We start from the raw sequence: 23,715 nt of genomic DNA on the forward strand, positions 1-23,715 counted from the left end.
CGATCCAAAAAAACGCTTATAAATTCAAGAGTTATAAATTTATGTCATCTTTATCCACAAAGTTATCCACAGATTTTGTGGAGATGTTTTTTTAGTAAAACGGGTTGACAGCGCTCTATTTTATCCACTTAAAGAAAGCCTATTTTCTTGTTGATTTAGATAAAAAACGTTGAAATCCCTTTCCCTATTTGAGAAACCTCAAACTTCAATTGTGAGACACATAGCTTTAAAGTAAAATAGACTCCCGTCAGCAATTATTTAAAAGCCTTTCCATGACCAAATACGTGTTTGTTACTGGCGGTGTCGTTTCTTCCTTGGGGAAAGGTATCGCAGCCGCTAGTCTCGGTGCAATCTTAGAGTCACGAGGCATCAAAGTAACGATGCTCAAACTCGACCCTTATATAAACGTCGACCCTGGCACGATGAGTCCATTCCAGCATGGCGAAGTCTTCGTTACAGATGATGGTGCAGAAACTGATCTTGATCTTGGCCATTACGAGCGCTTTATCTCAGCGCGTATGGGTAAGAAAAATAATTTTACGACAGGTCAAATATACGACAGCGTGATTCGCAAAGAGCGACGTGGTGAATATTTAGGCAAGACCGTTCAGGTCATCCCGCATATTACAGATGAAATAAAATTACACATTAAAAATGGCGCTAATGGTGCCGATGTGGCTATTGTTGAAGTCGGAGGGACAGTAGGCGACATTGAGTCACTTCCTTTTCTAGAGGCTATTCGACAAATTGGATTTGAAGAGGGTCGTGAAAATGCATGTTACATCCATCTGACTCTTCTTCCTTTCATTTCAACAGCAGGTGAATTAAAAACAAAGCCAACTCAACATTCTGTTAAAGAGTTAAGAGAGATTGGTATTCAACCAGATATTTTAATTTGTAGAGCTGATCGCGCTATCCCTGATGAGGAAAGAAAAAAAATAGCGTTATTTACAAATGTTGCACCTGAAGCAGTCATCTCAGCAGTTGATTCAGATTCCATTTATAAAATACCAAGTTTATTGCATCAGCAAATGATTGATGAAATCGTTTGTCACAAATTAAATATTCTGGCAAAACCTGCAGACCTATCGAGTTGGGAAAAAATTACCGATGCACTTAAACACACCAAACATAATATTGATATCGCATTCGTGGGTAAATATGTAGACCTCACTGAATCTTACAAGTCTCTCACAGAAGCATTAATACACGCTGGTATCCATACATCATCAAAAATTAAAATTCATTATCTTGATTCAGAAGAAATTGAAAAAAGTGGTACCAAGCCATTAGCAAATATGGATGCTATTTTAGTGCCTGGTGGTTTTGGTAAGCGAGGTACTGAAGGCAAAATTAAAGCAATTCAATTCGCACGAGAAAATAAGATTCCATATTTAGGTATTTGTTTAGGTATGCAACTCGCTGTAGTTGAATTTGCAAGACATAAAGCCATGCTTAAAAATGCAAACAGCTCTGAATTTGATCAGGATGCTGAACATCAAGTTATTGGATTAATTACGGAATGGAAATCATCTGAAGGTGCGATTGAAAAAAGAGATGATTCTTCAGACTTAGGTGGCACCATGAGACTAGGCGCACAGAAGTGTCCAATTGAATCTGGAACTTTAGCGCATAAAATTTATGGAGCTGAAGTAAACGAACGCCATCGCCATCGTTACGAAGTAAATAATCATTATGTAGATCAATTGATTAAAGCAGGACTAATAATTTCTGCCAGAACGCCTTTTGAACAGCTCTGTGAAATTATAGAATTACCGCAAGATCAGCATCCTTGGTTTATTGGCTGTCAGTTCCATCCAGAGTTTACTTCTAATCCAAGAACAGGTCATCCATTATTCAAAGCGTACATTCAAGCAGCGCTTAAATATAAACAATCTAAAGGAAGTGCATCATGAAACTATGCAACTTTGATGTTGGATTAAATCACCCACTTTTCTTAATTGCAGGCCCATGTGTTATAGAGTCTGAAGCAATGACTTTAGATGTAGCAGGGCAATTAAAAGAAATTACTACAGCGCTCAATATTCCATTTATTTTTAAATCCTCTTTTGATAAAGCTAATCGAAGTTCTAATAAAACCTTTAGAGGTTTTGGTATTGATGAAGGATTAAGAATTTTATCTGAAGTAAAAAAACAAATTGGTGTACCCGTTTTAACAGATGTGCATGATCAATTTCAAGTTGAGCAAGTTGCAAGCGTTGTGGATGTTCTCCAAACACCCGCCTTTTTATGCCGACAAACGGATTTTATTAATGCTGTTGCAACTTCAGGTAAGCCTGTAAATATAAAGAAAGGCCAATTTTTAGCCCCTGGCGATATGAAACAAGTGGTTACCAAAGCCAAAGAGGCTAATGGCGGCCTAGATAATATTATGGTGTGTGAGCGAGGCGCATCTTTTGGTTACAACACGCTTGTCTCAGATATGAGAAGTTTATCTATTATGCGAGAAACAAATTGCCCAGTCGTTTTTGATGCAACACATTCAGTGCAGCAACCTGGAGGGCAAGGAGATAAAAGCGGGGGGCAAAGTGAATTTGTGCCTGTCTTGGCAAGAGCTGCTGTGGCGAGTGGTATCGCAGGTATTTTTATGGAAACACATCCAAATCCAAAAGAAGCATTATCTGATGGCCCCAATGCGTGGCCACTTAAAAAAATGAAAGCGCTACTTGAAGTGTTAGCTGAAATTGATAGGTCAGTTAAAAAAGCAGGCTTCATTGAAATGTCATAAATAATTAACTGCAGATGAAGGAATAAGAATGAGTTTTGTGAAACAAATCGTTGCTCGAGAAATTATTGATTCGAGAGGTAACCCAACTATTGAAGCTGATGTTTTTTTAGATTCTGGCGTGATGGGAAGAGCGATGGTTCCGTCAGGTGCCTCCACAGGAAGCAAAGAAGCGATTGAGCTTCGAGACGGTGATGCGAAACGTTATTTTGGCAAAGGTGTGTTAAATGCAGTAAAGCATGTCAACACAGAAATTGCGAAAGCTGTAATAGGTCTTGATGTGGACGATCAAACATTGATTGATCAAACCATGATTGAACTAGATGGAACTGATAACAAAGGCCGATTAGGTGCCAACGCCATTCTTGCGGTTTCAATGGCATCTGCTGTAGCCGCAGCCAAAAATTCTAATGTACCTCTTTACCGTTATCTTGGTGGCTCAAGCCCCATGCAATTACCTACACCTATGATGAATGTGATTAATGGTGGTGCACATGCAGACAACAATGTCGATATGCAAGAGTTTATGATTATTCCAGCTGGAAGACCCACATTTAGAGAAGCAATGCGCTGTGGCGCAGAAGTTTTTCAATCGCTTAAAAAAACACTAAGTAAAAAAGGATTTTCAACCACCGTGGGTGATGAAGGTGGTTTCGCACCGAATCTTCCATCTAATGAGTCTGCTATCCAGATGATTATGGAAGCAATATCTCAAGCAGGATATGAGCCAGGTCGTGATGTCTATCTTGGACTTGATTGTGCAAGTACTGAATTTTATAAAGATGGTAAATATCATCTTGCTTCTGAAAACTTATCTTTATCAGGCGAGCAATTTACTGACTATCTAGCTACATGGTGTGACAAATATCCAATCATCAGTATTGAAGATGGTATGAGTGAGTTTGATTGGGATGGATGGCATGTATTGACACAAAGATTAGGCAAACATATTCAGCTTGTAGGTGACGATCTTTTTGTAACCAATCCAAAAATTTTAGATGAGGGCATTAAGCGTAAAGTAGCCAACTCTGTTTTAATTAAGGTAAATCAAATTGGCACGCTCACTGAAACATTTGAGACTATTGCGATGGCAAAAAAAGCAGGTTATACCGCAGTCATTTCCCATCGTTCTGGTGAAACTGAAGATACAACCATTGCTGATTTAGCGGTTGCTACGAATGCATTGCAAATTAAGACGGGCTCGCTTTCAAGATCTGAACGTATTGCAAAATACAATCAATTGCTTCGCATTGAAGAGGAGCTTGGTAGCGCTACATCTTACGCAGGCCTTGCTTGTTTTTATCAATTGAGTAAATAATTTGACATGAAATCTTTAACCATTATTTTTGTTGTGTTAGTAGCTTTAATGCAATATCCATTATGGTTTGGCAAAGGTAGTTGGTTTCGCGTTTGGAGTTTAAATCAGCAAATCGAAATTCAAAAGAATACAAATACTGATAATCAGATAAGAAACAATGTGCTTAATGCTGAAGTAAGTGATCTAAAGCAAGGTTTTTCAGCTATTGAAGAAAGAGCTCGCAATGAACTCGGTATGATTAAGCAAGATGAAATATTTTTCCAGGTCACAAATCACGAAAAAGATAAAAAAGACACTGAAGTTCCAAGTAATACAAAAGCTAAGAACTAATCAAATATTTTTTTATCTTCAGACATAATTTCTATTACATGGTTTTTGATATAGAGCGCTTCATGCGCTTGATCTACTCTTAATTCAATCAGCATGTTAGTTCTAAGTTCAATTTCTTTCGCTGACCTTACTAGCTGACCTATGACTTCTTTTTTTTCATTGATGATTTGCTCACCAGGCGTCAGATCATCTTCTGATTCGATAAAGGCTCGGAACATTCGTCTTTTAACTTTACCTAAATAGTGAGTTCTCGCAACGATTTCTTGCCCTGTGTAACAACCCTTTTTAAAATTAATACCATCAATAAGATCCATATTTATAGACTGCGGGATGAAAGCTTCTTGTGTGGTTGGGTAAATATTAGGAATGCCATCAAAAATATTTAAATTGTCCCAAGATTCAATGCTCATAGACGTATATTCAGGTAAGTTGAGTTTCATAAATGTATTGACTTTGGTAGTGTCGCCCATTAATTGATAACGTTCAGTATTTTTTCCTACACGCATAATCATGACGTCATGTGATCTCACAATATCTAAATAATTTTCCGGAAGTTTAATACCTTGATTAAGGAGAGGTTTAGATCCTACAAAACCTACGCATGTAAATTGATTGTCTAGTAAATTCAAAGAAACTTTTGAGCGCAGAACGTACATTTTAAGTCGACGAAGAATAGGTTCTGCAATCGAGCTATCTATCTGTATATGAATTGAGTCATGCTCCTCGAAACACAACATAAAGGCCAGGACTCTTCCTTTAGGATTGCAAAAGCCAGCAAACAAAGCTTTATCATGTGAGATGAGTTTGATGTCTTGTGTGAGCTGACCTTGCAGGAATGGGACCCGATCGTCACCCTCAACTTTAATCATTGAAGAGGTGTTAAGAAGAATAAATTTATTTTCTAAATTTAATGACATGTTGAATTATTTTTTTTATCGAAATAAATCGAAGACTAAAAATGATGCCTGCGAGTGAAGCAAAAAACCACTTAAGGTGAAAATCTGCTTTATCTTGCCATGCAGGTTTTTGTTTTTTCATCGCACTTAAAATATTAAGGACTGAATCTCCTCTTACATAAATACCATTAATTTGTTTTGTAATATCTTTGAGGTAAGCCTCATCTAATTTAGACATATAACGATCACTTTCACCGCCTGCGACATTATCATCTCGTGTACCAATATTTGCTTCTGAGATTTGTGCTATACCTGGTTGCAAGGCAAAGCTTTCGTTAGACCAATAGCCAATCAATTGATTTTTTCCATCGAGTTTTGGAATAGGGGCTCCCTTCAGGCTTCCAATCCCTACAATCACCCAGTCACTGCCCCCTTGAAATTGAGCTAGGTCTTTTGTATTGAATGCGTGAAGCTTTGGTGCTTCTTCGCCATCCGTAAAATAAACCACTTGCGAGTTTTCAGGGAAACTTCTAATTAGGCGTGCGAGCGTAAAAAAGGACTCTCTCACGCGAGAATTACCAGACCAACCTGACCGCCAATCTAGATGATCGATTGTATCTTCAATGGCATCAAAATTTTCACAGACTTCAATAGGTGTATAAGAAGCTGCCACACTTACACCCACGAACATTCCAATACTTACTTTTGTGCCACAGGGAAGTTCAGACATAATTTCATGAAGACTATGCTTCATATACTGGAGTCTTGATACGGGCTTATTCATGATGGACATATCTACTGTGTTCATGCTTTGAGAAATATCAGCCACAAACATGTAGTTATAAATATTATGTTTAAGCGGTATGGATGGATTGATGATGGCGAGCGCCATAAATCCGATAGCTACAATTAGTGAGAGGGTGTCCGAATCGAGATTGGATCTCGATTTTATTTTGTTAAGCCACTCTTTCATAAATTTAAGGTAAGCCTACGGGAATATTCCCCAGAATCAGTCCAGGTGAATCCGAGTCGCCAATACCTGGTGTTGGGTTGGCAGGTAATATCATCAGGACACGATCGAGGTTATGTTTCACATCCCACGCATGGTTATCTATTTTAATTGAGAGCATATAAGCTGCTTTTGCTTGTCTAAATAAATACTCAGTTTCATTCTTTACGGTCATATCTGTTCCATTGATCGCTAATGCACGTTTAAAGAAAATATTGCCGACATTGTAATGAATGTCTGCTTTCTGTGACTGAGTAGCCACAGGCAAAAGATTTGAAAAAAGAATACCTGCTTCCTTATATCTTTCTTTAGTCGTGAGCCAGTAAGCTGTTGCATAGCGAGCCTCAAAACTATTGATGAACATACGAGGCGACTTACCTTCTGAAATGTTTTGATTAAATACTTGAATATTTTTTAGCTCGATAAATTGTTTAATAAATATACCGAGAGAGGTGATAAGAAGTGCAACAAAAAGCCAAGTAAGTTTTTTGGTGCTAAAAATATTTTTTGTGATTAAAGCCATGATCTTACCTCTATCAGTTTAAGTGTAAGTAAAGCAATCATTAAAAGTGCAGCCGTGACAAAGCAATGTGTTGAATAATCTTGCCCAGGAATTTTTTCGAAATATTTAATCGGTTTTTTTTCTTTTTGATTAATATCTTCGATCGCTTTTTGTAGTGTTTTAGGATCTTCAGCTTCATAAGCCTGGAAGGGTGAGTTAAGTGACTTAAAGAATTCATTTAATTCGATTTGAGGCGGTAGCGCCTCATCATCTCTTGCTTTGAATGATGTATTAAAAATACTGATACCACCAGGCTGTCTTAATACAATCCAATAAAGACTAATTTTAAGTCGGCCAAACCAATCTTTAATTTTTTCTTGAGTCGCAGCATCAATACGTCCAGCACCATCTGAAAGTAAGATCACAGCTCTTGAGCCTGAGTCAGGTACCTTGTTAAATAATTCTGCGCCTGTTGTCAGTCCACTTCCTATATTGGTTTGAAATAATGCGTTTCCAGCCGTGGCTCTGACCGCTGCAATGATTGCATTTTTATTGTCCGTTAATGGTAAAACATACATCGCAGAGTTACTAAAAGAAACCATACCCATCATGTCGTTTTTTCTTGAGTTTACAAAATCTGTAATCAATCTTGCCGCCGCTGCAGATTTCATTTCGCCTACTTTTGATTGGTCGTTCCCTGCAAAGGGATCATCCATACTGGCACTTCGGTCTAATACCAAACCAATTTGAGCGCCTATCCCTGTTTTTTCAATTTCTCTTTGTTGGGAGTGGGGACCGCTCAATCCTACGATAATTGTAATTAGAATGAGTGTGGCAATAAATTTTAAAATGATTGCAATGATGCTTGAGAGACGGTCTTTTGGAATCATTTCGTTCCATGAATAATATTGAAGAGAAGTCTCTTTAAAAATAAGCGGAATAAATGCTAAAGGTAAAAACCATAACACCCATGGAAATGAAAGTGTCATTTAGCAATACCTACCACAAGAGAACTTTTATCGACGATCAGTTTTCTTTCACAATCTCGACAATGCTTCGAGAAATTCTTCAGCCATTTGAGTATTGCTTCGTTGTCCTGTTTTTTTGATGAAGCATTAAAAAATACAAGTGTTGAAAGCTTAAAAAACTCTCGAAGTTCCGAGTCGATATTTTCGAAAGAATTATTTTTTGCGTAAAGAAGAGATAGTGTGTCTTTAAATAGTGTTTTTCCTGTCACAAGATCGAAAGCGCGATGCATATCTGTCATCGCTTTTTCAACAGAAGCAGGCGTGGCTTTGAGTTTACTAATGGTGCGATGCGTTCTTGCAAATACACCGCGCGCATTAGGCAGCCAAGCATATTGACTATAAATATAAAGGAGGCCGATTAATGAGAGAAGTGCAATGATGCCAGAAATTTTTAAGGTTTTAATGGGCCCTGCTTCGTCTATTAAAATGACACCTCGGAGAGGGCTCATATCTTCCTCAATTTTGACATTACCAAATATAGAAAGTGGGGAAATTGCGATTCGACGTTCAGGGATTCTATATTTAAATACTTTCTTTTCAGGGCTATTAGGATTTAAGACTCGAATATATTCAGCGGGTAAAAATCCTGGCTTAGCGACCACGTTATTGGTAAAGATTTGGTACGTGAGATCAAGCGTTAATGTCGTTGATGTTTTACCTTCTTTTAACACATGCTCCATAGTATCTAAAACAATGCCCAAATCTTGTCCCTTGTATTTTCTTTCATAGCCAGGAATGGGGAGAGACTCTTTGATAAGCACATAAGGCTTTTTAATAGTGATTTCAATATGTCTTGAAGATTTATCACCAATCGTATAACCCACTTGCTGTAAAGGCTCTTTGATTTTGATAGATACGATACCCTCTTTAATATCAGGCCATTCTTGAGCATCTAGCGCAAAACTTGAGGTTGACAGTAAAAGCATCCAGAAGGAAATAAAATATTTCATAACCTTAGGCGCCCACAAATTGATTAAAGTATTCAGTCATTTTATTTGCATCGAAATGCTCATCTACAAAAAAAGGTGGGATATCAAAATTCATAAAAGCTTTTGTAATCGCCGCACGTCTTTTTTCAAACGAATCTACAATTTTTTCTTTTAATTCTTTTCTTAAGAAAAGCGTGTCTTTTTTGCCGCTCTCAGGATCGGTAATAGTCACAATGCCAAAATTAGGTAGGTTGATATATTCTTTTTTGTCCCACAGCACAATAGGAACCACGTGATGCCTCATAAGATTCGATAAACAATTTTCTAATTCAACTTCTGGTATATGAAAGTCTGAAATGAAGAAAATAAGTGCGCGCTCGCGCGGCATGTATTGGTAAAGATCTTTGATGGCTCGGTTTGATTTGTTTGTGGATGTAAATTTTTTAAGTTCGTTAATGAGCGTCATGGCATGTTGCGATCTAAATGAAATAGGCGCCAACCAATCCTCTCTAATTTCATCATCAAAACCTACAAGCCCTAGCGCATCGTGACGATCAATCACTGAATGTGCAATCGATTGAGCAACTTCGGCTGCAAGATTAATTTTTTTATTTTTTCCACCAAAATTCATACTGGCAGATAAGTCACACACAATCATGACGGGTGTTGCACTTCGCTGATTGAATATTTTGACGTGAATCTCACCTAAAGGATCTCGAATCGATTGACGAATATCAATGCGCCTTGGATCAGGATAAGACAGGAGTGTTGTGTGACCCGCAAACTCAATACCCATACCTCTCTGGTTGCTTTTATGGCGACCAGGATGTTTGCCTTTAGATTTCCACCCGATGTGGTAATCAAATAATGGAGTGGCTTGTGTCATGTTCTTTAAGGTGCGTTGATAGCGTTTAGAATGCCATTCGTTAAATCGCGAGCAATCACAGTTCTTCGCATTTCATAAACAGGATTAAATACGAGTCGATGTGCAATGGTTTCGTGGAATACGGCATGGATATCTGCAGGGGTCACAGATGTGCGATCATTAAGCCATGCATTTACACGCGCAGCTTTCATCATCATACTCATGCCGCGGGGGCTCGCGCCTGATACGATCAATCGGTTCATATCAATATCGGACAGCTTGATGCCATAGTCGCCTGGATTTTTTGTAGCTTTCCATAAGCGCAATGCATAATTTTTTAATGCTTCAGTCGCTTTAATATTTTCTTGAATCGTTTCTGAAAGTTCATTGAGCTTATTGAATTTAATCAAATTAGGTTTCACTTCCTCAATGAGCTTATCTGCATTATGAAATTTAGTTTCAAAGACGAGGTCTTTCATCATCTCATCTGCTTTTGGAATAAGAATAGGTATTTCCATCATAAAGCGGTCTCGTGCTGCAGAGGGAATCTCGAATGTTTCTTCCCGTTCTACTTGGTTTCGATCGGCGAATACCACCATATGTGGGAAGTAGTGTTCTTTATTAAATGCAGACAATGTTTTCTCTGCCATGATTCTTAAGAGCAATGAATGCACTTGTGGCCTTGCTCGGTTAATTTCATTAAAGAAGAAAATAGACAAATCACTACCTGACATCAAAATAGGGCCGGGGCTTACATGGGGCTTACCATCTTCACCAAGATAGGTATGATAAATAAGATCGTTTGGCATAAGATCAATCGTACCTTCAATACGTTGATAGCCGCCACCAATGGCGCGCGTGAAAGCTTTAAGTAATGTTGTTTTTCCAACACCCACATCACCTTCTAGCAGAACGTGACCACGTGCAAAAATTGAAGTGGTAATAAGCCTTACAGGACTCTCTTGTCCCACAATGACTTTATTAATTTCTGTTTCAAGTTTGACTGCAAGCTTTCTCCAGTCGGCCAGATTTTGGTCGCTCATATGGAATCCCTAATAGATGAAATTGTTAGTTGAGTGTTTTACTATGACTTTCATAGTAGCGTAATAATTTATCAGGGTAAATAGATAAAAACACGATAAAATAGTTGAATTATCAAAGAATATTTTCCACAATTTTTATTATCAACTGCTTATAAATTCAATGTCTAAAAAAAATAGCTATACAAAAGAAGAGCTTTTGTCTTGTGGTCGAGGGGAGATGTTTGGGCCAGGGAATGCTCAACTTCCTTTACCTCCTATGCTTATGTTCGATCGTATCGTTGCCATTACGGATGAGGGCGGCGAATATGGCAATGGACAGATTATTGCTGAACTAGATGTCAATAAAGACCTTTGGTTTTTTGGTTGTCATTTTGAGGGTGATCCAGTGATGCCAGGCTGCCTTGGACTCGATGCAATGTGGCAGTTAGTTGGTTTTTATCTGGGATGGAAAGGTGGCTTAGGTCGGGGCCGTGCACTAGGCGGCGGCGAAATTAAGTTTACAGGCCAAGTATTACCTACAGCTAAAAAAATTACCTATGTTATTGATTTAAAAAGAGTAATTATGCGTAAACTCATTATGGGTATTGCTGATGCTAAAATGTCAGTCGATGGCCGAGAGATTTACCATGCTAAAGATTTGCGTGTCGGTTTATTTACGCGTACTGACAATTTTTGATCGTTATTTAATGGGAGGCGACGCATGACCCGTCGTGTTGTTGTTACTGGATTAGGGATTGTATCTAGCCTAGGTAATAATAAAAAAGAAGTTCAAGATAGCTTATATCATGCTCGTTCTGGCATTACATTTCAGCCAGATTATGCTGCCATGGGATTACGCTCACATGTTGCAGGCTCCATCAAAAATCTTAATCTTGAAGAATTAATCGATCGTAAATTATTCCGCTTTATGGCGAAAGGTCACGCTTATGCTTGGCTTGCTATGCAAGAAGCCATAGCAGATTCAGCCTTGTCCGAAACTATGGTTTCAAATATACGTACCGGTTTGATTGTGGGCGCAGGCGGCGCTTCTCATGAAAGTATTCTAGACGGCATAGATACTATTCGAGAAAAAGGTATTCGACGTGTAGGCCCTTATATGGTGACTAAAGCGATGGCGAGTGGCGTTTCAGCATGTCTTGCAACGGGTGCCAAAATTAAAGGTGTGAACTATGCGATTACTTCTGCATGTTCAACCAGTGCTCATTGTATTGGTGCAGGTGTTGAACAAATTCAACTGGGTAAGCAAGATATTATTTTTGCAGGTGGCGCTGAAGAAGAGCACTGGACACTTTCTTTCATGTTCGATGGTATGGGAGCTCTTTCAAGTAAATACAATGAAACTCCAGAAAAAGCCTCGCGTACTTATGATGTGAATCGTGATGGTTTTGTAATCTCAGGCGGCGGCGGTATTTTAGTCCTAGAAGAATATGAGCATGCAAAAGCGCGCAATGCAAAAATTTATGCAGAAGTCGTAGGTTACGGTGCGACATCTGATGGTTATGATATGGTGGCACCAAGCGGCGAGGGTGCTGAACGATGTATGACGCTTGCACTCCAAGGGATCGACCATGTCGATTACATGAATACACATGGTACAAGCACCCCTGTGGGTGATGTCAAAGAACTTGAAGCGATTCGTGCTGTATTTGGGAATAATAAATATGGCCCTATGCCACATATTGCGTCGACGAAATCTTTATCTGGCCACGCATTAGGTGCAGCCGGTGTCAATGAAGCGATCTATAGTCTTATCATGATGGAAAATAAATTTATTGCGCCATCAGTGAATATCGAAGAATTAGATCCTCTAGCGAATGGCCTTCCTATTGTGACAAAGCGTATTGATAATATTGAAGTGAAAACGGCTATTTCAAATAGCTTCGGTTTCGGCGGTACAAATGCGTGTCTTGTATTTTCAACAAAAAATCTTTAAAGCATAAGCGCAAGTAATACTTTACGCTCTTCGTTTGCCAAAATATTGTAGGTTCTACATGCGGATTGATTGCTCATAGATTCAATAGCTATATTTTTCTTTGAAAAATATTCCAAGAGTCTGGGCTCAAGATGTTCTTGAGTATTGCCAGTACCCAATAAAATAATTTCAATATCTAAAGATTTGATAGCTTCAAAACTATTCTCGTTCATATCTTTAATGGTTTTGACCGACCATTCAAGAAGCAGTTGATCAGGGGTCACAATAAGACTTGATTGATGACGCACTTGGTTAACTTCCACCCAGTTTAAATCGTACCCCGTAATGAGATTTTTATTGTCAGATTGAATTAAGTGAAATTTCATAACATCGTGTTTTTAAAGAAATAAATTAAATCAAAACCCTCTCATTTGTTGGCGGAATGCGCGTTCACAAGGTAAGATATCATATATTCAAATATAGGTAATTAAATTGGCTCAGCTTAAAAAATCAACGAAATTAAATAACGTCTGTTATGACATTCGCGGACCTGTTTTAGCGCACGCTAAAAAAATGGAAGAAGAGGGTCATCGCATTATCAAGCTTAATATTGGTAATCCAGCAGCTTTTGGATTTGAGGCGCCTGAAGAGATTGTGCAAGACGTTATTCGTAATATGGGTAAAGCATCCGGCTATACAGATAGCAAGGGGCTTTTTGAGCCTAGAAAATCTATCATGCATTACACGCAGGAAAAAAACATTCCAAATGTGGATGTTGATGATGTGATTATTGGTAATGGCGTTTCAGAGCTTATCGTGATGTCGATGCAGGCATTGTTAGACAACGATGATGAAGTATTAATCCCCATGCCAGATTACCCACTATGGACTGCAGCTGTGACGTTGGCAGGCGGAAAACCTAGACATTATTTATGTGATGAAGCTTCTAATTGGTATCCTGATCTTAAAGATATCGAAAGTAAAATTACAAGCAAAACAAAAGCGATCTTAGTTATTAATCCTAACAATCCAACAGGCGCGCTTTATCCAAAAGAAATTTTAGAGGGCATTATTCAGATTGCAAGGAAACATAAGCTTGTTGTTTTTGCAGATGAGATTTACGACAAAGTGGTTTATGACAAAAAGAAACATATTTCGATCGCATCCCTTGCAGACGATCTTCTTTTTGTGACATTGAATGGCTTATCAAAAAACTATCGCGCATGTGGTTATCGTGCAGGATGGTTGGTCGTGTCTGGAAACAAAAAAGAATCTGGGGATTATATTGAAGGCCTTAATATGTTAGCTTCCATGCGTTTATGTGCGAACGTACCTGGACAGCTTGCCATTCAAACCGCTTTGGGTGGATATCAAAGTATTGATGATCTCGTAGCACCTTCAGGACGACTTTTTAAGCAAAGAGAACTTGCATACGACATGCTTGTGTCTATACCTGGTGTAACTTGTGTTAAGCCAGAAGCTGCGATGTATCTATTTCCTAAATTAGACCCAAAGATATATCCAATAAAAGATGATCAAGAATTTATTTTAAAATTATTAATTGATAAAAAAGTTTTATTAGTTCAAGGCACAGGATTTAACTGGAAAGATCCCGATCATATAAGAATTGTATTCTTACCCAATGAAGATGATCTTAAAGAGTCAATTAAGCGTATTGCAAATTATCTTGAAAACTTTAAAAAAAATACTGCGAACTAGAAAGTCATAGCCGATGAAAAGAATGAATATAGGTTTATTGGGTATTGGCACAGTCGGTGGTGGTGTATTTGAACTTCTAAAATCAAACATTAACGAAATACAGCGTAAGACTGCGACTGATATGAAAATTGTTGCTGTTGCAGATAAGAACATTGTGCGCGCAAAAGAAATTGCAGGAAGCACCATTGAAGTGACTGACGATCCATTTAAATTAGTCGCTGATAAAGAAATTGATGTCATTGTTGAGCTTATTGGTGGCACAACCATCGCAAAAGATTTGGTTGTAAAAGCTATTGAAAACAAAAAACATGTCGTAACAGCCAATAAGGCATTGCTAGCAAATTTTGGAAATGAACTCTTTGCATTAGCCAAAAAAAATAATGTCACTTTAGCTTTTGAAGCTTCAGTTGCTGGCGGCATACCTATATTAAAATCAATCAGAGAAGGTTTAGCTGGAAATAAAATCGAATGGGTGGCGGGCATTATTAATGGCACTACAAATTTTATTTTGACTGAGATGCAAGAAAAGGGCGTTACTTTTGCTAAAGCTTTATCTGAAGCTCAATCTTTAGGTTATGCGGAAGCAGACCCTACATTTGATATTGAAGGTATTGATGCTGCCCATAAGTTAACAATTCTTGCTGGTTTGTCTTTCGGTATTCCTATGAATTTTAAAGATGTTTATGTGGAAGGTATTAAAGCGCTTGAGCAAAAAGATATTCAGTACGCAGAAGAATTAGGCTATCGCATTAAATTATTAGGCATTGCTAAAAGCAGAGATAAAGGCATTGAATTAAGAGTGCACCCAACATTAATCCCAGAAAAACGTTTGATTGCCAATGTAAATGGCGCAATGAATGCCATCGTGGTTAAAGGCAATATGGTTGGACCAACACTTTATTATGGCGCTGGCGCTGGTGCGCTTCCAACAGCAAGTGCCGTAGTAGCTGATCTTATTGATATTTCTAGATCATCTCATGTGCCACCTCATGGATTTGAAGATAATAAGATTAATTCGATTCCTATCTATAAAATTGAAGATGCAATCAGCGGTTATTATTTAAGAATTAGAGTTTCAGATAAACCAGGTGTGCTAGCTGAAATTACAAAATTATTCGGCGATAAGAAAATTTCAATTGATGCAATGCTTCAAAAGGAATCTAAAGAACATGAATCTGAGGCAGATATCGTCATACTCAGTCACTTAGCTGTTGAAAAAGATATCAATACTGTAATTCTCGCTATTGAATCCTTGTCAGCCAACATTGGTAAAGTTATTAAAATTAGATTAGAAGAGCTTAGTAAATAAAGGTTTTATGAAATATATTTCAACGCGCGGTCAGTCAGAACCACTTTCCTTTTCAGAGATTTTATTAGGAGGTCTTGCTCCAGACGGTGGCTTGTACCTTCCAGAGACGTATCCAAAATTTTCATCGCAAGATTTAAATAGCATGCAAAGCATGACCTATCCTGAGCTTGCCTTTCATATTATTTCTAAATTTGCAGATGATATCCCGAAAGATGATTTAAAGACGATTATCAATAAAACATATACAAAAGAAGTATATGCGTTTTCAAGGTCAGAACAAAAAGCTGAAGACATTACGCCAATTTTAAAAGTTAAAGATAATCTTTATATTCTTTCACTTTCGAATGGACCAACGCTCGCATTTAAAGATATTGCAATGCAATTACTCGGCAATCTTTTTGAGTATGTACTTACAAAAAATAACGCTGAAATTAATATTTTAGGAGCAACTTCCGGAGATACAGGCTCAGCTGCGGAGTATGCAATGCGAGGTAAAAAAGGTATCAATGTCTTTATGTTGTCACCTTATCAAAAGATGAGTCGTTTTCAGTCTGCCCAGATGTTTAGTATTCAAGACCCTAATATTTTTAATTTAAGCGTCAAAGGTGTTTTTGATGACTGTCAGGATATTGTAAAAGCTGTATCTAATGACTTAGATTTCAAAAGAGATTTTAAAATTGGAGCTGTGAATTCAATTAATTGGGGCAGAATTTTAGCGCAGATCGTTTATTACTTTAAAGGTTACCTCGCGGTTGCCAAAAATAATGAAGAAGTTAGCTTTACAGTGCCCACAGGTAACTTTGGTAATATCTGTGCAGGCCATATTGCTCGCATGATGGGTCTACCTATTAAGAGGCTTGTGGTTGCTACAAATGAAAATAATGTTTTAGATGAATTTTTTAAGACAGGTGTATATAAGCCTCGGGATTCAAAGAATACTTTCCACACATCAAGCCCTTCGATGGATATATCCAAAGCGTCTAATTTTGAACGTTTTATTTTCGATTTACTGGGACGTGATAGTAAAAAATTAAATGCGTTATGGAAGTCAATTGATCAAGGCGGTAATTTTGATCTAAACCAAGAAGGTATCTTCGAAAAAATTCAAGCTTTTGGTTTTACATCTTCCTCAAGTACTCATAAAGAACGTATTCACTATATTAAAGAAATCTTTAACCAATATAAAATTATTATCGACACACATACGGCAGATGGCTTTAAAGCAGCTTATGAACATACAGACGACAATATCCCAATGATTGTGCTTGAGACAGCGTTGCCTACTAAATTTGAAGATTCTATTGTAGAAGCCATAGGTCAAAAACCTGAAAGACCGGAATCATTAAAGCATTTAGAAGATCTCCCACAAAAATTTAAAGTTTTTGATAATCAAGTAGATCTTGTTAAAACATTTATAAGGCAAAACGTTTAAGGTCATGAAGCAATATTTAGATTTACTTAATCACGTTAAAAATCATGGCGACGTCAAACATGATCGAACAGGCACAGGGACTATTTCTGTGTTTGGCTATCAAATGCGTTATGACTTATCACAAGGCTTTCCTCTTCTTACCACTAAAAAAGTCCATCTAAAGTCGATTATTCATGAGCTTTTATGGTTTTTAAGTGGCAGCACAAATATCAAGTATTTAAAAGATCATGGCGTCAGTATTTGGGATGAATGGGCTGATGAAAATGGTAATCTAGGCCCTGTTTACGGCTACCAATGGAGAAGCTGGCCTTCCTCAGATGGGAAGCATATTGATCAAATAACCGATCTTATTGAATCGATTAAAAAGAATCCAGACTCAAGAAGATTAATTGTATCTGCTTGGAACGTTTCGGAAATTTCTAAAATGAAATTGCCTCCTTGCCATGCATTTTTCCAATTTTATGTTTCGAATGGCAAGTTATCCTGTCAGCTTTATCAGAGAAGTGCAGATATATTCTTGGGCGTACCTTTCAATATAGCGTCTTACGCACTTCTTACAATGATGGTAGCTCAAGTATGCTCATTAGAGCTTGGTGATTTTGTCCACACATTAGGTGATGCGCATATTTATTCTAATCATATGGACCAAGTGAATGAACAATTATCAAGAACACCTAAAACTTTACCTCGTATGAAAATTAATCCTGAGGTTAAAAGCATATTTGATTTTAAATTCGAAGATTTTGTTTTAGAAAATTATGATCCTGATCCTGCAATTAAAGCGCCTGTAGCAGTCTAGTGTCGAAGTTATCTATTATTGTTGCGATGAGCTCTAACCATGTCATTGGTGCCAACAATACCTTGCCATGGCATTTAACTGAAGATCTAAAGTATTTTAAATCTTTAACAACAGGTCATACCATTATCATGGGCCGAAAAACATACCAGTCCATTGGTCGTCCTCTTCCTCACAGACGAAATATAGTAATTAGTCGAAATACTGAAACTTCTTATGAGGGTGCCGAAGTTGTTCATAGTATTGAAGACGCTTTTTCTATCTCAAAGAATGATAAAGAAGTATTTGTTATTGGCGGAGCAGATATATACAAGCAAGCACTAAACCAAGTGGATTATTTGTATATTACTGAGATTAAGAAAAGTTTTTCAGGAGATGCCTTTTTCCCTGAGATTGATAAATCAAAATGGAGTGAAATTTCCAGAGAAGACCATGCGACAGCTGATGGTCTTGAGTTCTCTTTTGTAAGTTACCAAAAAAATACTAGATAGAAACGCAGTCTACAAAGTAGTGTGCTTTGCCATCAATCTTTTGTTTAACTAATCCATGGTTGTCGGTTTCGAATCCAGGAAATTTTTCATTAAAATCTCGCGCAAACTTTAAATAATTTACAATAATATTATTAAAGCGCTCGCCAGGAATCAAAAGCGGAATGCCAGGTGGGTATGGGGTGAGAAGCACTGCAGTAATTCTGCCTTCTAGATCATCAATCGCGACACGCTCAATTTCTTTATGGGCCATTTTTGCAAAAGCTTCTGTAGGTTTCATTGCGGGCACCATATCTGAGAGATACATTTCTGTTGTAAGTCTTGCGATATTATGTTTTTTGTAAATTTCATGAATTTGCGTACATAGATCTCTAAGGCCTATGCGCTCATAACTTGGCTGTTTCTGAATAAACTCAGGCAACACTTTCCATAAAGGTTGATTTTTGTCGTAATCGTCTTTGAATTGCTGAAGGGCAGCCACAAGGGTATTCCAACGACCCTTAGTAATACCGATAGTAAACATAATAAAGAATGAGTAGAGGCCAGTTTTTTCTACAATTACGCCATGTTCTGCCAAATACTTCGTAACGATAGATGCGGGTATACCAAACTCTTCAGAAAACTCGCCATCTACATTAAGTCCTGGGGTGATAATGGTTGCTTTAATAGGGTCGAGCATATTGAAGCCATCTGCAAGATCTCCAAAGCCATGCCAATGGTCATTAGCATTTAACATCCAAGCATCTCTATCTTCGAGACCTTCATCTGATAGGTCGTTAGGACCCCAAACTTTAAACCACCAGTCAGATCCCCATTCAATATCTACTTTTCGCATCGCGCGTCTAAAGTCCAACGCTTCCATGAGTGATTCTTCTACAAGAGCCTTACCTCCAGGCTCCTCCATCATTGCCGCTGCAACATCGCAACTCGCAATAATTGAATATTGTGGACTGGTAGAGCTGTGCATAAGGAATGATTCATTAAAGACTTCTCGATCGAGTTTATTTTTTTCTGCATCTTGAACGAGAATTTGTGATGCCTGACTTAACCCTGCTAAAAGTTTATGTGTAGATTGTGTTGAAAAGACTAAGCTGTCTTTACAGCGGGGACGGTCAGCACCAATCGCATGATAGTCACCATAAAAATCATGGAACGTTGCATGAGGCAACCAAGCTTCATCAAAATGTAGTGTGTCAATTTTTCCATCTAACATTTCTTTAATTTCTTCAACGTTATAAAGAATGCCATCATAAGTTGATTGTGTAATTGTTAATACACGAGGCTTATCTTTTTTGTTGGTGATGAATGGATTCTTTTGAATTTTATCTTGAATATTTTTCCATTCGAATTCCTTTTTAGGAATAGGTCCAATAATGCCAAAGTGATTTCTAGTTGGCATTAAGAAGATTGGAATAGCGCCTGTCATAATAATAGAATGCAGTACTGATTTATGGCAATTACGATCAACAATCACAATATCACCTGGTGCAACTGTTGAATGCCAAACCATCTTGTTCGATGTCGATGTGCCGTTTGTCACAAAGTAGAGATGATCACAGTTATAGATGCGCGCTGCATTTCTTTCTGAAGCGCCTACCGGTCCTGTATGGTCGAGTAACTGACCTAACTCATCAACTGCGTTGCATACGTCCGCACGAAGCATATTTTCACCGAAGAATTGATGAAACATTTGACCGACGGGCGACTTTAGAAAAGCGACGCCGCCAGAGTGCCCAGGGCAATGCCAAGAGTAGGAACCGTCGCCTGCATAATGCGTCAGCGCTTTAAAAAATGGTGGGGGTAAGCTGTCTAAGTAGGTTCTTGCTTCTCGGACAATATAACGCGCCACGAATTCTGGCGTATCTTCGTGCATATGAATAAAGCCATTTAACTCTCTTAAAATTTCATTAGGAATGTGACGGCTCGTTCTAGTTTCGCCGTGAAGAAATATTGGAATTTCTTCGTTACGATATCTGATTTCATCAACGAAGCTTTTTAATTGTTGTAGCGCAGTTTGATTTTCTTCGACAAATTCTTCATCATCAATAGATAGTATAAATGCAGATGCTCGGCTTTGCTGTTGTGCAAATGAAGTTAAGTCACCATAGCTTGTAACTCCTAGCACCTCAAAATTTTCTTCCTCGATCGCTTTTGCTAAAACTCTAATACCAAGACCAGACGAATTTTCGGATTTAAAGTCTTCATCAATAATGACGACGGGGAAGTTAAATTTCATATGAACCCTTTATATTTTAGGTAATGTTACACCTACTTGGCCTTGGTACTTTCCACCGCGATCCTTGTAGGATGTTTCACATACTTCATCGGACTCAAAGAATAGCACTTGAGCGCAACCTTCGCCTGCATAAATTTTTGCAGGAAGGGGTGTTGTATTACTAAATTCTAAAGTGACATAACCTTCCCATTCTGGTTCGAAGGGGGTGACATTCACAATAATGCCGCATCTAGCATATGTTGATTTACCTAAACATATAGTGAGAACGCTTCTGGGTATTCTGAAATATTCAACTGTTCTTGCAAGTGCGAATGAGTTTGGAGGAATGATGCAATAATCCCCGTTAAATTCAACAAATGAATTAGGATCGAAATTTTTTGGATCCACAATAGTGCTATTGATGTTAGTGAAAACTTTAAATTCATTAGCACAACGGATGTCGTATCCATAACTCGATGCGCCATAAGATACAATTTTTTGATTATCTTTTTCGCGAATAAGCTTAGGCTCAAATGGCTCAATCATGCCATGTTCTTCAGCCATTTTTCTTATCCATTTATCTGATTTTATCGTCATAATTTTCTTGTCTCAAAAAAGAAAAATCCCGTTTGCACAATCTTGACGCTACGGGATTTCCAATGATTTAAATTTTCATTACTTTAGAGCTTATTTTCACCGATTTCAATACTCTGACGCCAAAATTGTTCAGGCTTATCAAAAATGATTTTGGATTCAGCAGGATCTGCACTTCCAGCAGGGTAGGTAAAGACTGGGCTCTTATCTTCATTCCAGGCTTTAATGACTGGATCAAGGAGTCTCCAAGACGCCTCTACTTCGTTAATATGAAGGTATAGCGATTGATCGCCTTGCATGAGGTTAAGGAGAAGTGACTCGTAAGCATCTACACTCTCATCCCCTGTAATTCTATTGGGAGCATCCATCGCTACAGTCCTTACCTTAGTATCGAGTCCTGGAATTTTCGTTTGGATTTCAAAGCGGGTAAATTCTTTAGGTTGAATACTAATGACGAGCCAGTTGTCTGCTTGAACAGGAAGCGAAAGGGGTGCTTTTTTAAATTTAATAGCGATAGCAGTATCGGATGCATGAAGACGTTTTGCTGTTCTGACATAAATAGGCACACCCTTCCATCGCGGCGTGTTGATGTAGAACTTGAGTGCCGCATAAGTTTCAACCACACTTGCTGGATTTCCTAATTCTTCTAGGTAACCTTTTACTTCCTCACCGTTGATTTTTCCACGTCCATACTGCGCTTTAAAGGTATGTTTTTTAAGCTCACTAAGCGGAATAGGTGTAATCGATTCGAGCACCTTAATTTTTTCAGCGCGAATATTTTCAGGGCTTAATGTTTCGGGCATTTCCATCGTAGTTAATGCAAGCATTTGCATCAGATGACTTTGAATCATATCTCTTAGGGCACCTGTTGCATCGTAAAATTGCGTTCTTTCGCCGACACCTAGCGTTTCGTTATTAGTAATTTGGATGTGATCAATATGCTCATGCGTCCAAAGAGGATCAAATATATGATTTGCAAAACGGGTGAGCAGAATATTTTGTAATGCAGATTTACCAAGATAATGATCGATACGATAAATTTGTGTTTCTTTTAAATGTTTAGTGATTGATTTTTGGAGAGCTTGTGCTGTTTCTAAGTTGGTACCAAATGGTTTTTCAATGACAACACGACGCCAGGCTTTGGTTTCATCTGTTAAGCCAACGCTTGCAAGTAAATCCACAATAGATGCAAAGTCAGACGGTCTAACAGATAAAAAGAAAGCTAAATTTTGTGGGAAAGTCGACGCATCAGAAAGTCTTTCGCTAAGACGTTTAAAAGCATTTTCATCATCAGGAGGATTTGCGTGATAAAAATTTCTAGCAATGAAACGGTCAAATACTTTTGCGTCGTAATTTTTTTTAAATTTAATATCAAGCATCGACTTGATGTCATCTCGCCATGCTGATTCTTTAACATCAGATCTACCGACAGAAAGAATTTTCATTTTTTCAGGGAGTCTGCCGAGAGAGTCAAGCCTAAAAAGACCTGGAATAAGTTTTATTCTAGAAAGGTTTCCGCTTGCACCGAAGAGGACTAGGGTGCAGTCATCAATTTTTGTCATAGATAATTTGAGATTGTATAAAAGTTATTTAGATTTTTTTACTGCATGACCACCAAATGCATTACGCATAACTGATAGCAATCTATAACCATAACCTTGCTTTTCTTGGCTTCTGAATCTTACTTGCAATGCAAGTGTAAGCACAGGCGTTGGAATACCTTGCTCAATAGATTCAACAACAGTCCATCTGCCTTCGCCTGAGTCAGCTACATAAGGAGCAACTTCATCAAGTGTTTGATCTTCCTTGAGTGCATCTGCAGTTAAATCTAGCAACCAACTTCTTACAACTGAACCATGTTTCCATAATTCTGTAATTTGCGCTAAATCAAGTTTAAATTCACTTTTTCCTTTAAGGAGCTCAAGGCCTTCAGCGAACGATTCCATCATGCCGTATTCGATACCATTGTGAATCATTTTAGTAAAGTGACCTGAACCTACAGGGCCTACATGAGCCCAGCCACGATCTTCGTGTGCTAGTGCTTGGAGAATAGGTTTCATTGTTGCTGCAACTTCTTGTTTTGCGCCCACCATTAAGCAGTAACCGTTTGCTAAACCCCAAACACCACCTGATGTTCCACAATCCATAAAGCCAATACCTTTTTCTTCAAGGGATTTACCGATACGCTGAGAATCTTTGTAATTTGAATTGCCACCATCAATAATGATATCGCCTTTATTGAGCATGGGGATGAGTTCATTGATTTGTTCTTCGGTAGGGTTACCTGCTGGCACCATAAGCCATACGATTTTTTGACCATCTAATTTTGTTAAAGCATCAGCAACTGAGGTTGCACCAATAATCTTTGCTTTTTCTTCTAGCGTTTTTACAACTTCTGCACTTCGGTCAAAGCCTACAACTGAAATACCTTTTTGAACGAGGCGAGTAGCCATATTGCCACCCATTTTTCCGAGACCAATCATTGCTAATTTCATTTTTTTACCTTTTTATGGAAGATTTGTCATTACTTAATCTTTTGGATTAAAGCAAATTAGTTTAAAGTGCGATACAAGTTAAATTATAT

General features: G+C 38.0%; 23 protein-coding genes. 11 read left to right on the forward strand and 12 right to left on the reverse strand.

The genetic code is table 11. The features are described 5' to 3' along the window. The first annotated feature begins 272 nt into the window (after positions 1-272). From FIT79_RS02760 to ftsB, 4 genes are read left to right on the forward strand one after another with little or no spacing between them, the layout of a single operon-like run. Positions 273-1,916 (forward strand): CTP synthase, encoded by a 1,644-nt coding sequence (locus FIT79_RS02760; RefSeq protein WP_139867453.1) that lies wholly within the window; start codon positions 273-275, stop codon positions 1,914-1,916. Further along, the gene (gene kdsA, locus FIT79_RS02765; protein ID WP_139867455.1) at positions 1,913-2,749 is read left to right on the forward strand and encodes a 3-deoxy-8-phosphooctulonate synthase; all 837 of its coding nucleotides are present in this window, start codon (positions 1,913-1,915) and stop codon (positions 2,747-2,749) included. The genes FIT79_RS02760 and kdsA overlap by 4 nt, the downstream gene beginning before the upstream one ends. A 28-nt stretch (positions 2,750-2,777) precedes the next feature. Next, positions 2,778-4,064, forward strand: a complete 1,287-nt coding sequence (eno, locus tag FIT79_RS02770; RefSeq protein WP_139871340.1) for a phosphopyruvate hydratase — start codon at positions 2,778-2,780, stop codon at positions 4,062-4,064. A 6-nt stretch (positions 4,065-4,070) separates the two neighbouring features. After that, the gene (gene ftsB / locus FIT79_RS02775) at positions 4,071-4,394 is read left to right on the forward strand and encodes a cell division protein FtsB (RefSeq protein ID WP_049814246.1); all 324 of its coding nucleotides are present in this window, start codon (positions 4,071-4,073) and stop codon (positions 4,392-4,394) included. On the opposite strand, the gene ygfZ is transcribed toward ftsB, so the two are convergent. The 7 genes from ygfZ to FIT79_RS02810 are packed head-to-tail and all read right to left on the reverse strand — an operon-like array spanning position 4,391 to position 10,666. Further along, entirely contained in the window at positions 4,391-5,311 is a 921-nt protein-coding gene (gene ygfZ / locus FIT79_RS02780) for a CAF17-like 4Fe-4S cluster assembly/insertion protein YgfZ (RefSeq protein WP_139875542.1), read from the reverse strand. The two genes, ftsB and ygfZ, sit on opposite strands and share 4 nt — an antisense overlap. After that, positions 5,289-6,263, reverse strand: a complete 975-nt coding sequence (locus FIT79_RS02785; protein WP_139875543.1) for a vWA domain-containing protein — start codon at positions 6,261-6,263, stop codon at positions 5,289-5,291. The genes ygfZ and FIT79_RS02785 overlap by 23 nt, the downstream gene beginning before the upstream one ends. A 4-nt stretch (positions 6,264-6,267) precedes the next feature. Next, a complete protein-coding gene (locus FIT79_RS02790; RefSeq protein ID WP_028817860.1) occupies positions 6,268-6,822 on the reverse strand; it encodes a hypothetical protein in 555 nt (184 codons plus the stop codon). After that, positions 6,813-7,790 (reverse strand): vWA domain-containing protein, encoded by a 978-nt coding sequence (locus tag FIT79_RS02795; protein ID WP_139871348.1) that lies wholly within the window; start codon positions 7,788-7,790, stop codon positions 6,813-6,815. The genes FIT79_RS02790 and FIT79_RS02795 overlap by 10 nt, the downstream gene beginning before the upstream one ends. After that, the gene (locus FIT79_RS02800) at positions 7,787-8,779 is read right to left on the reverse strand and encodes a hypothetical protein (RefSeq protein ID WP_139875544.1); all 993 of its coding nucleotides are present in this window, start codon (positions 8,777-8,779) and stop codon (positions 7,787-7,789) included. The genes FIT79_RS02795 and FIT79_RS02800 overlap by 4 nt, the downstream gene beginning before the upstream one ends. A gap of 4 nt (positions 8,780-8,783) precedes the next feature. After that, positions 8,784-9,644 (reverse strand): DUF58 domain-containing protein, encoded by an 861-nt coding sequence (locus tag FIT79_RS02805; RefSeq protein WP_139867467.1) that lies wholly within the window; start codon positions 9,642-9,644, stop codon positions 8,784-8,786. 5 nt (positions 9,645-9,649) lie between these two features. After that, positions 9,650-10,666 carry an AAA family ATPase gene (locus FIT79_RS02810; protein WP_028817864.1) on the reverse strand — a complete coding sequence of 339 codons (1,017 nt, stop codon included), beginning with the start codon at positions 10,664-10,666 and terminating at the stop codon, positions 9,650-9,652. Positions 10,667-10,826: 160 nt separating this feature from the next. Here FIT79_RS02810 and fabA point away from each other — a divergent pair, with 160 nt between their 5' ends. After that, positions 10,827-11,342 carry a 3-hydroxyacyl-[acyl-carrier-protein] dehydratase FabA gene (gene fabA / locus FIT79_RS02815; protein ID WP_028817865.1) on the forward strand — a complete coding sequence of 172 codons (516 nt, stop codon included), beginning with the start codon at positions 10,827-10,829 and terminating at the stop codon, positions 11,340-11,342. 24 nt (positions 11,343-11,366) lie between these two features. Further along, the gene (gene fabB / locus FIT79_RS02820; RefSeq protein ID WP_139875545.1) at positions 11,367-12,599 is read left to right on the forward strand and encodes a beta-ketoacyl-ACP synthase I; all 1,233 of its coding nucleotides are present in this window, start codon (positions 11,367-11,369) and stop codon (positions 12,597-12,599) included. Here the strand turns inward: fabB and FIT79_RS02825 are convergent. Beyond that, positions 12,596-12,964, reverse strand: a complete 369-nt coding sequence (locus tag FIT79_RS02825) for an Mth938-like domain-containing protein (RefSeq protein ID WP_139875546.1) — start codon at positions 12,962-12,964, stop codon at positions 12,596-12,598. The genes fabB and FIT79_RS02825 overlap by 4 nt on opposite strands. A gap of 106 nt (positions 12,965-13,070) precedes the next feature. Between FIT79_RS02825 and FIT79_RS02830 the strand changes: the two genes are divergently transcribed. From FIT79_RS02830 to FIT79_RS02850, 5 genes are read left to right on the forward strand one after another with little or no spacing between them, the layout of a single operon-like run. Beyond that, on the forward strand, positions 13,071-14,297 hold the full coding sequence (locus tag FIT79_RS02830) for a pyridoxal phosphate-dependent aminotransferase (RefSeq protein WP_028817868.1): 1,227 nt from the start codon (positions 13,071-13,073) through the stop codon (positions 14,295-14,297). A gap of 13 nt (positions 14,298-14,310) precedes the next feature. Then, positions 14,311-15,606 carry a homoserine dehydrogenase gene (locus tag FIT79_RS02835; RefSeq protein ID WP_139875547.1) on the forward strand — a complete coding sequence of 432 codons (1,296 nt, stop codon included), beginning with the start codon at positions 14,311-14,313 and terminating at the stop codon, positions 15,604-15,606. A 7-nt stretch (positions 15,607-15,613) separates the two neighbouring features. Beyond that, on the forward strand, positions 15,614-17,038 hold the full coding sequence (thrC, locus tag FIT79_RS02840; protein WP_139875548.1) for a threonine synthase: 1,425 nt from the start codon (positions 15,614-15,616) through the stop codon (positions 17,036-17,038). A gap of 4 nt (positions 17,039-17,042) precedes the next feature. After that, positions 17,043-17,837: a thymidylate synthase gene (locus tag FIT79_RS02845; RefSeq protein WP_028817871.1), complete on the forward strand. Its 795-nt coding sequence runs from the start codon at positions 17,043-17,045 to the stop codon at positions 17,835-17,837. Beyond that, positions 17,837-18,325: a dihydrofolate reductase gene (locus FIT79_RS02850; protein ID WP_139875549.1), complete on the forward strand. Its 489-nt coding sequence runs from the start codon at positions 17,837-17,839 to the stop codon at positions 18,323-18,325. Before FIT79_RS02845 ends, FIT79_RS02850 begins: the two co-directional genes overlap by 1 nt. Here the strand turns inward: FIT79_RS02850 and FIT79_RS02855 are convergent. The 4 genes from FIT79_RS02855 to gnd form a co-directional block, all read right to left on the reverse strand. Beyond that, positions 18,318-20,558, reverse strand: coding sequence for an arginine/lysine/ornithine decarboxylase (locus FIT79_RS02855; RefSeq protein ID WP_139867478.1), 2,241 nt, complete (start codon positions 20,556-20,558; stop codon positions 18,318-18,320). The two genes, FIT79_RS02850 and FIT79_RS02855, sit on opposite strands and share 8 nt — an antisense overlap. Positions 20,559-20,567: 9 nt before the next feature. Continuing rightward, positions 20,568-21,134, reverse strand: coding sequence for a dCTP deaminase (dcd, locus tag FIT79_RS02860; protein WP_028817874.1), 567 nt, complete (start codon positions 21,132-21,134; stop codon positions 20,568-20,570). Positions 21,135-21,217: 83 nt separating this feature from the next. Beyond that, entirely contained in the window at positions 21,218-22,693 is a 1,476-nt protein-coding gene (gene zwf, locus FIT79_RS02865) for a glucose-6-phosphate dehydrogenase (protein ID WP_139871357.1), read from the reverse strand. 24 nt (positions 22,694-22,717) lie between these two features. After that, a complete protein-coding gene (gene gnd, locus FIT79_RS02870; protein WP_139867483.1) occupies positions 22,718-23,626 on the reverse strand; it encodes a phosphogluconate dehydrogenase (NAD(+)-dependent, decarboxylating) in 909 nt (302 codons plus the stop codon). Positions 23,627-23,715: the final 89 nt, after the last annotated feature.

The sequence above is a fragment of the Candidatus Methylopumilus universalis genome (assembly GCF_006365315.1).
In the GTDB taxonomy this organism is placed as follows: Bacteria; Pseudomonadota; Gammaproteobacteria; order Burkholderiales; family Methylophilaceae; genus Methylopumilus; species Methylopumilus universalis.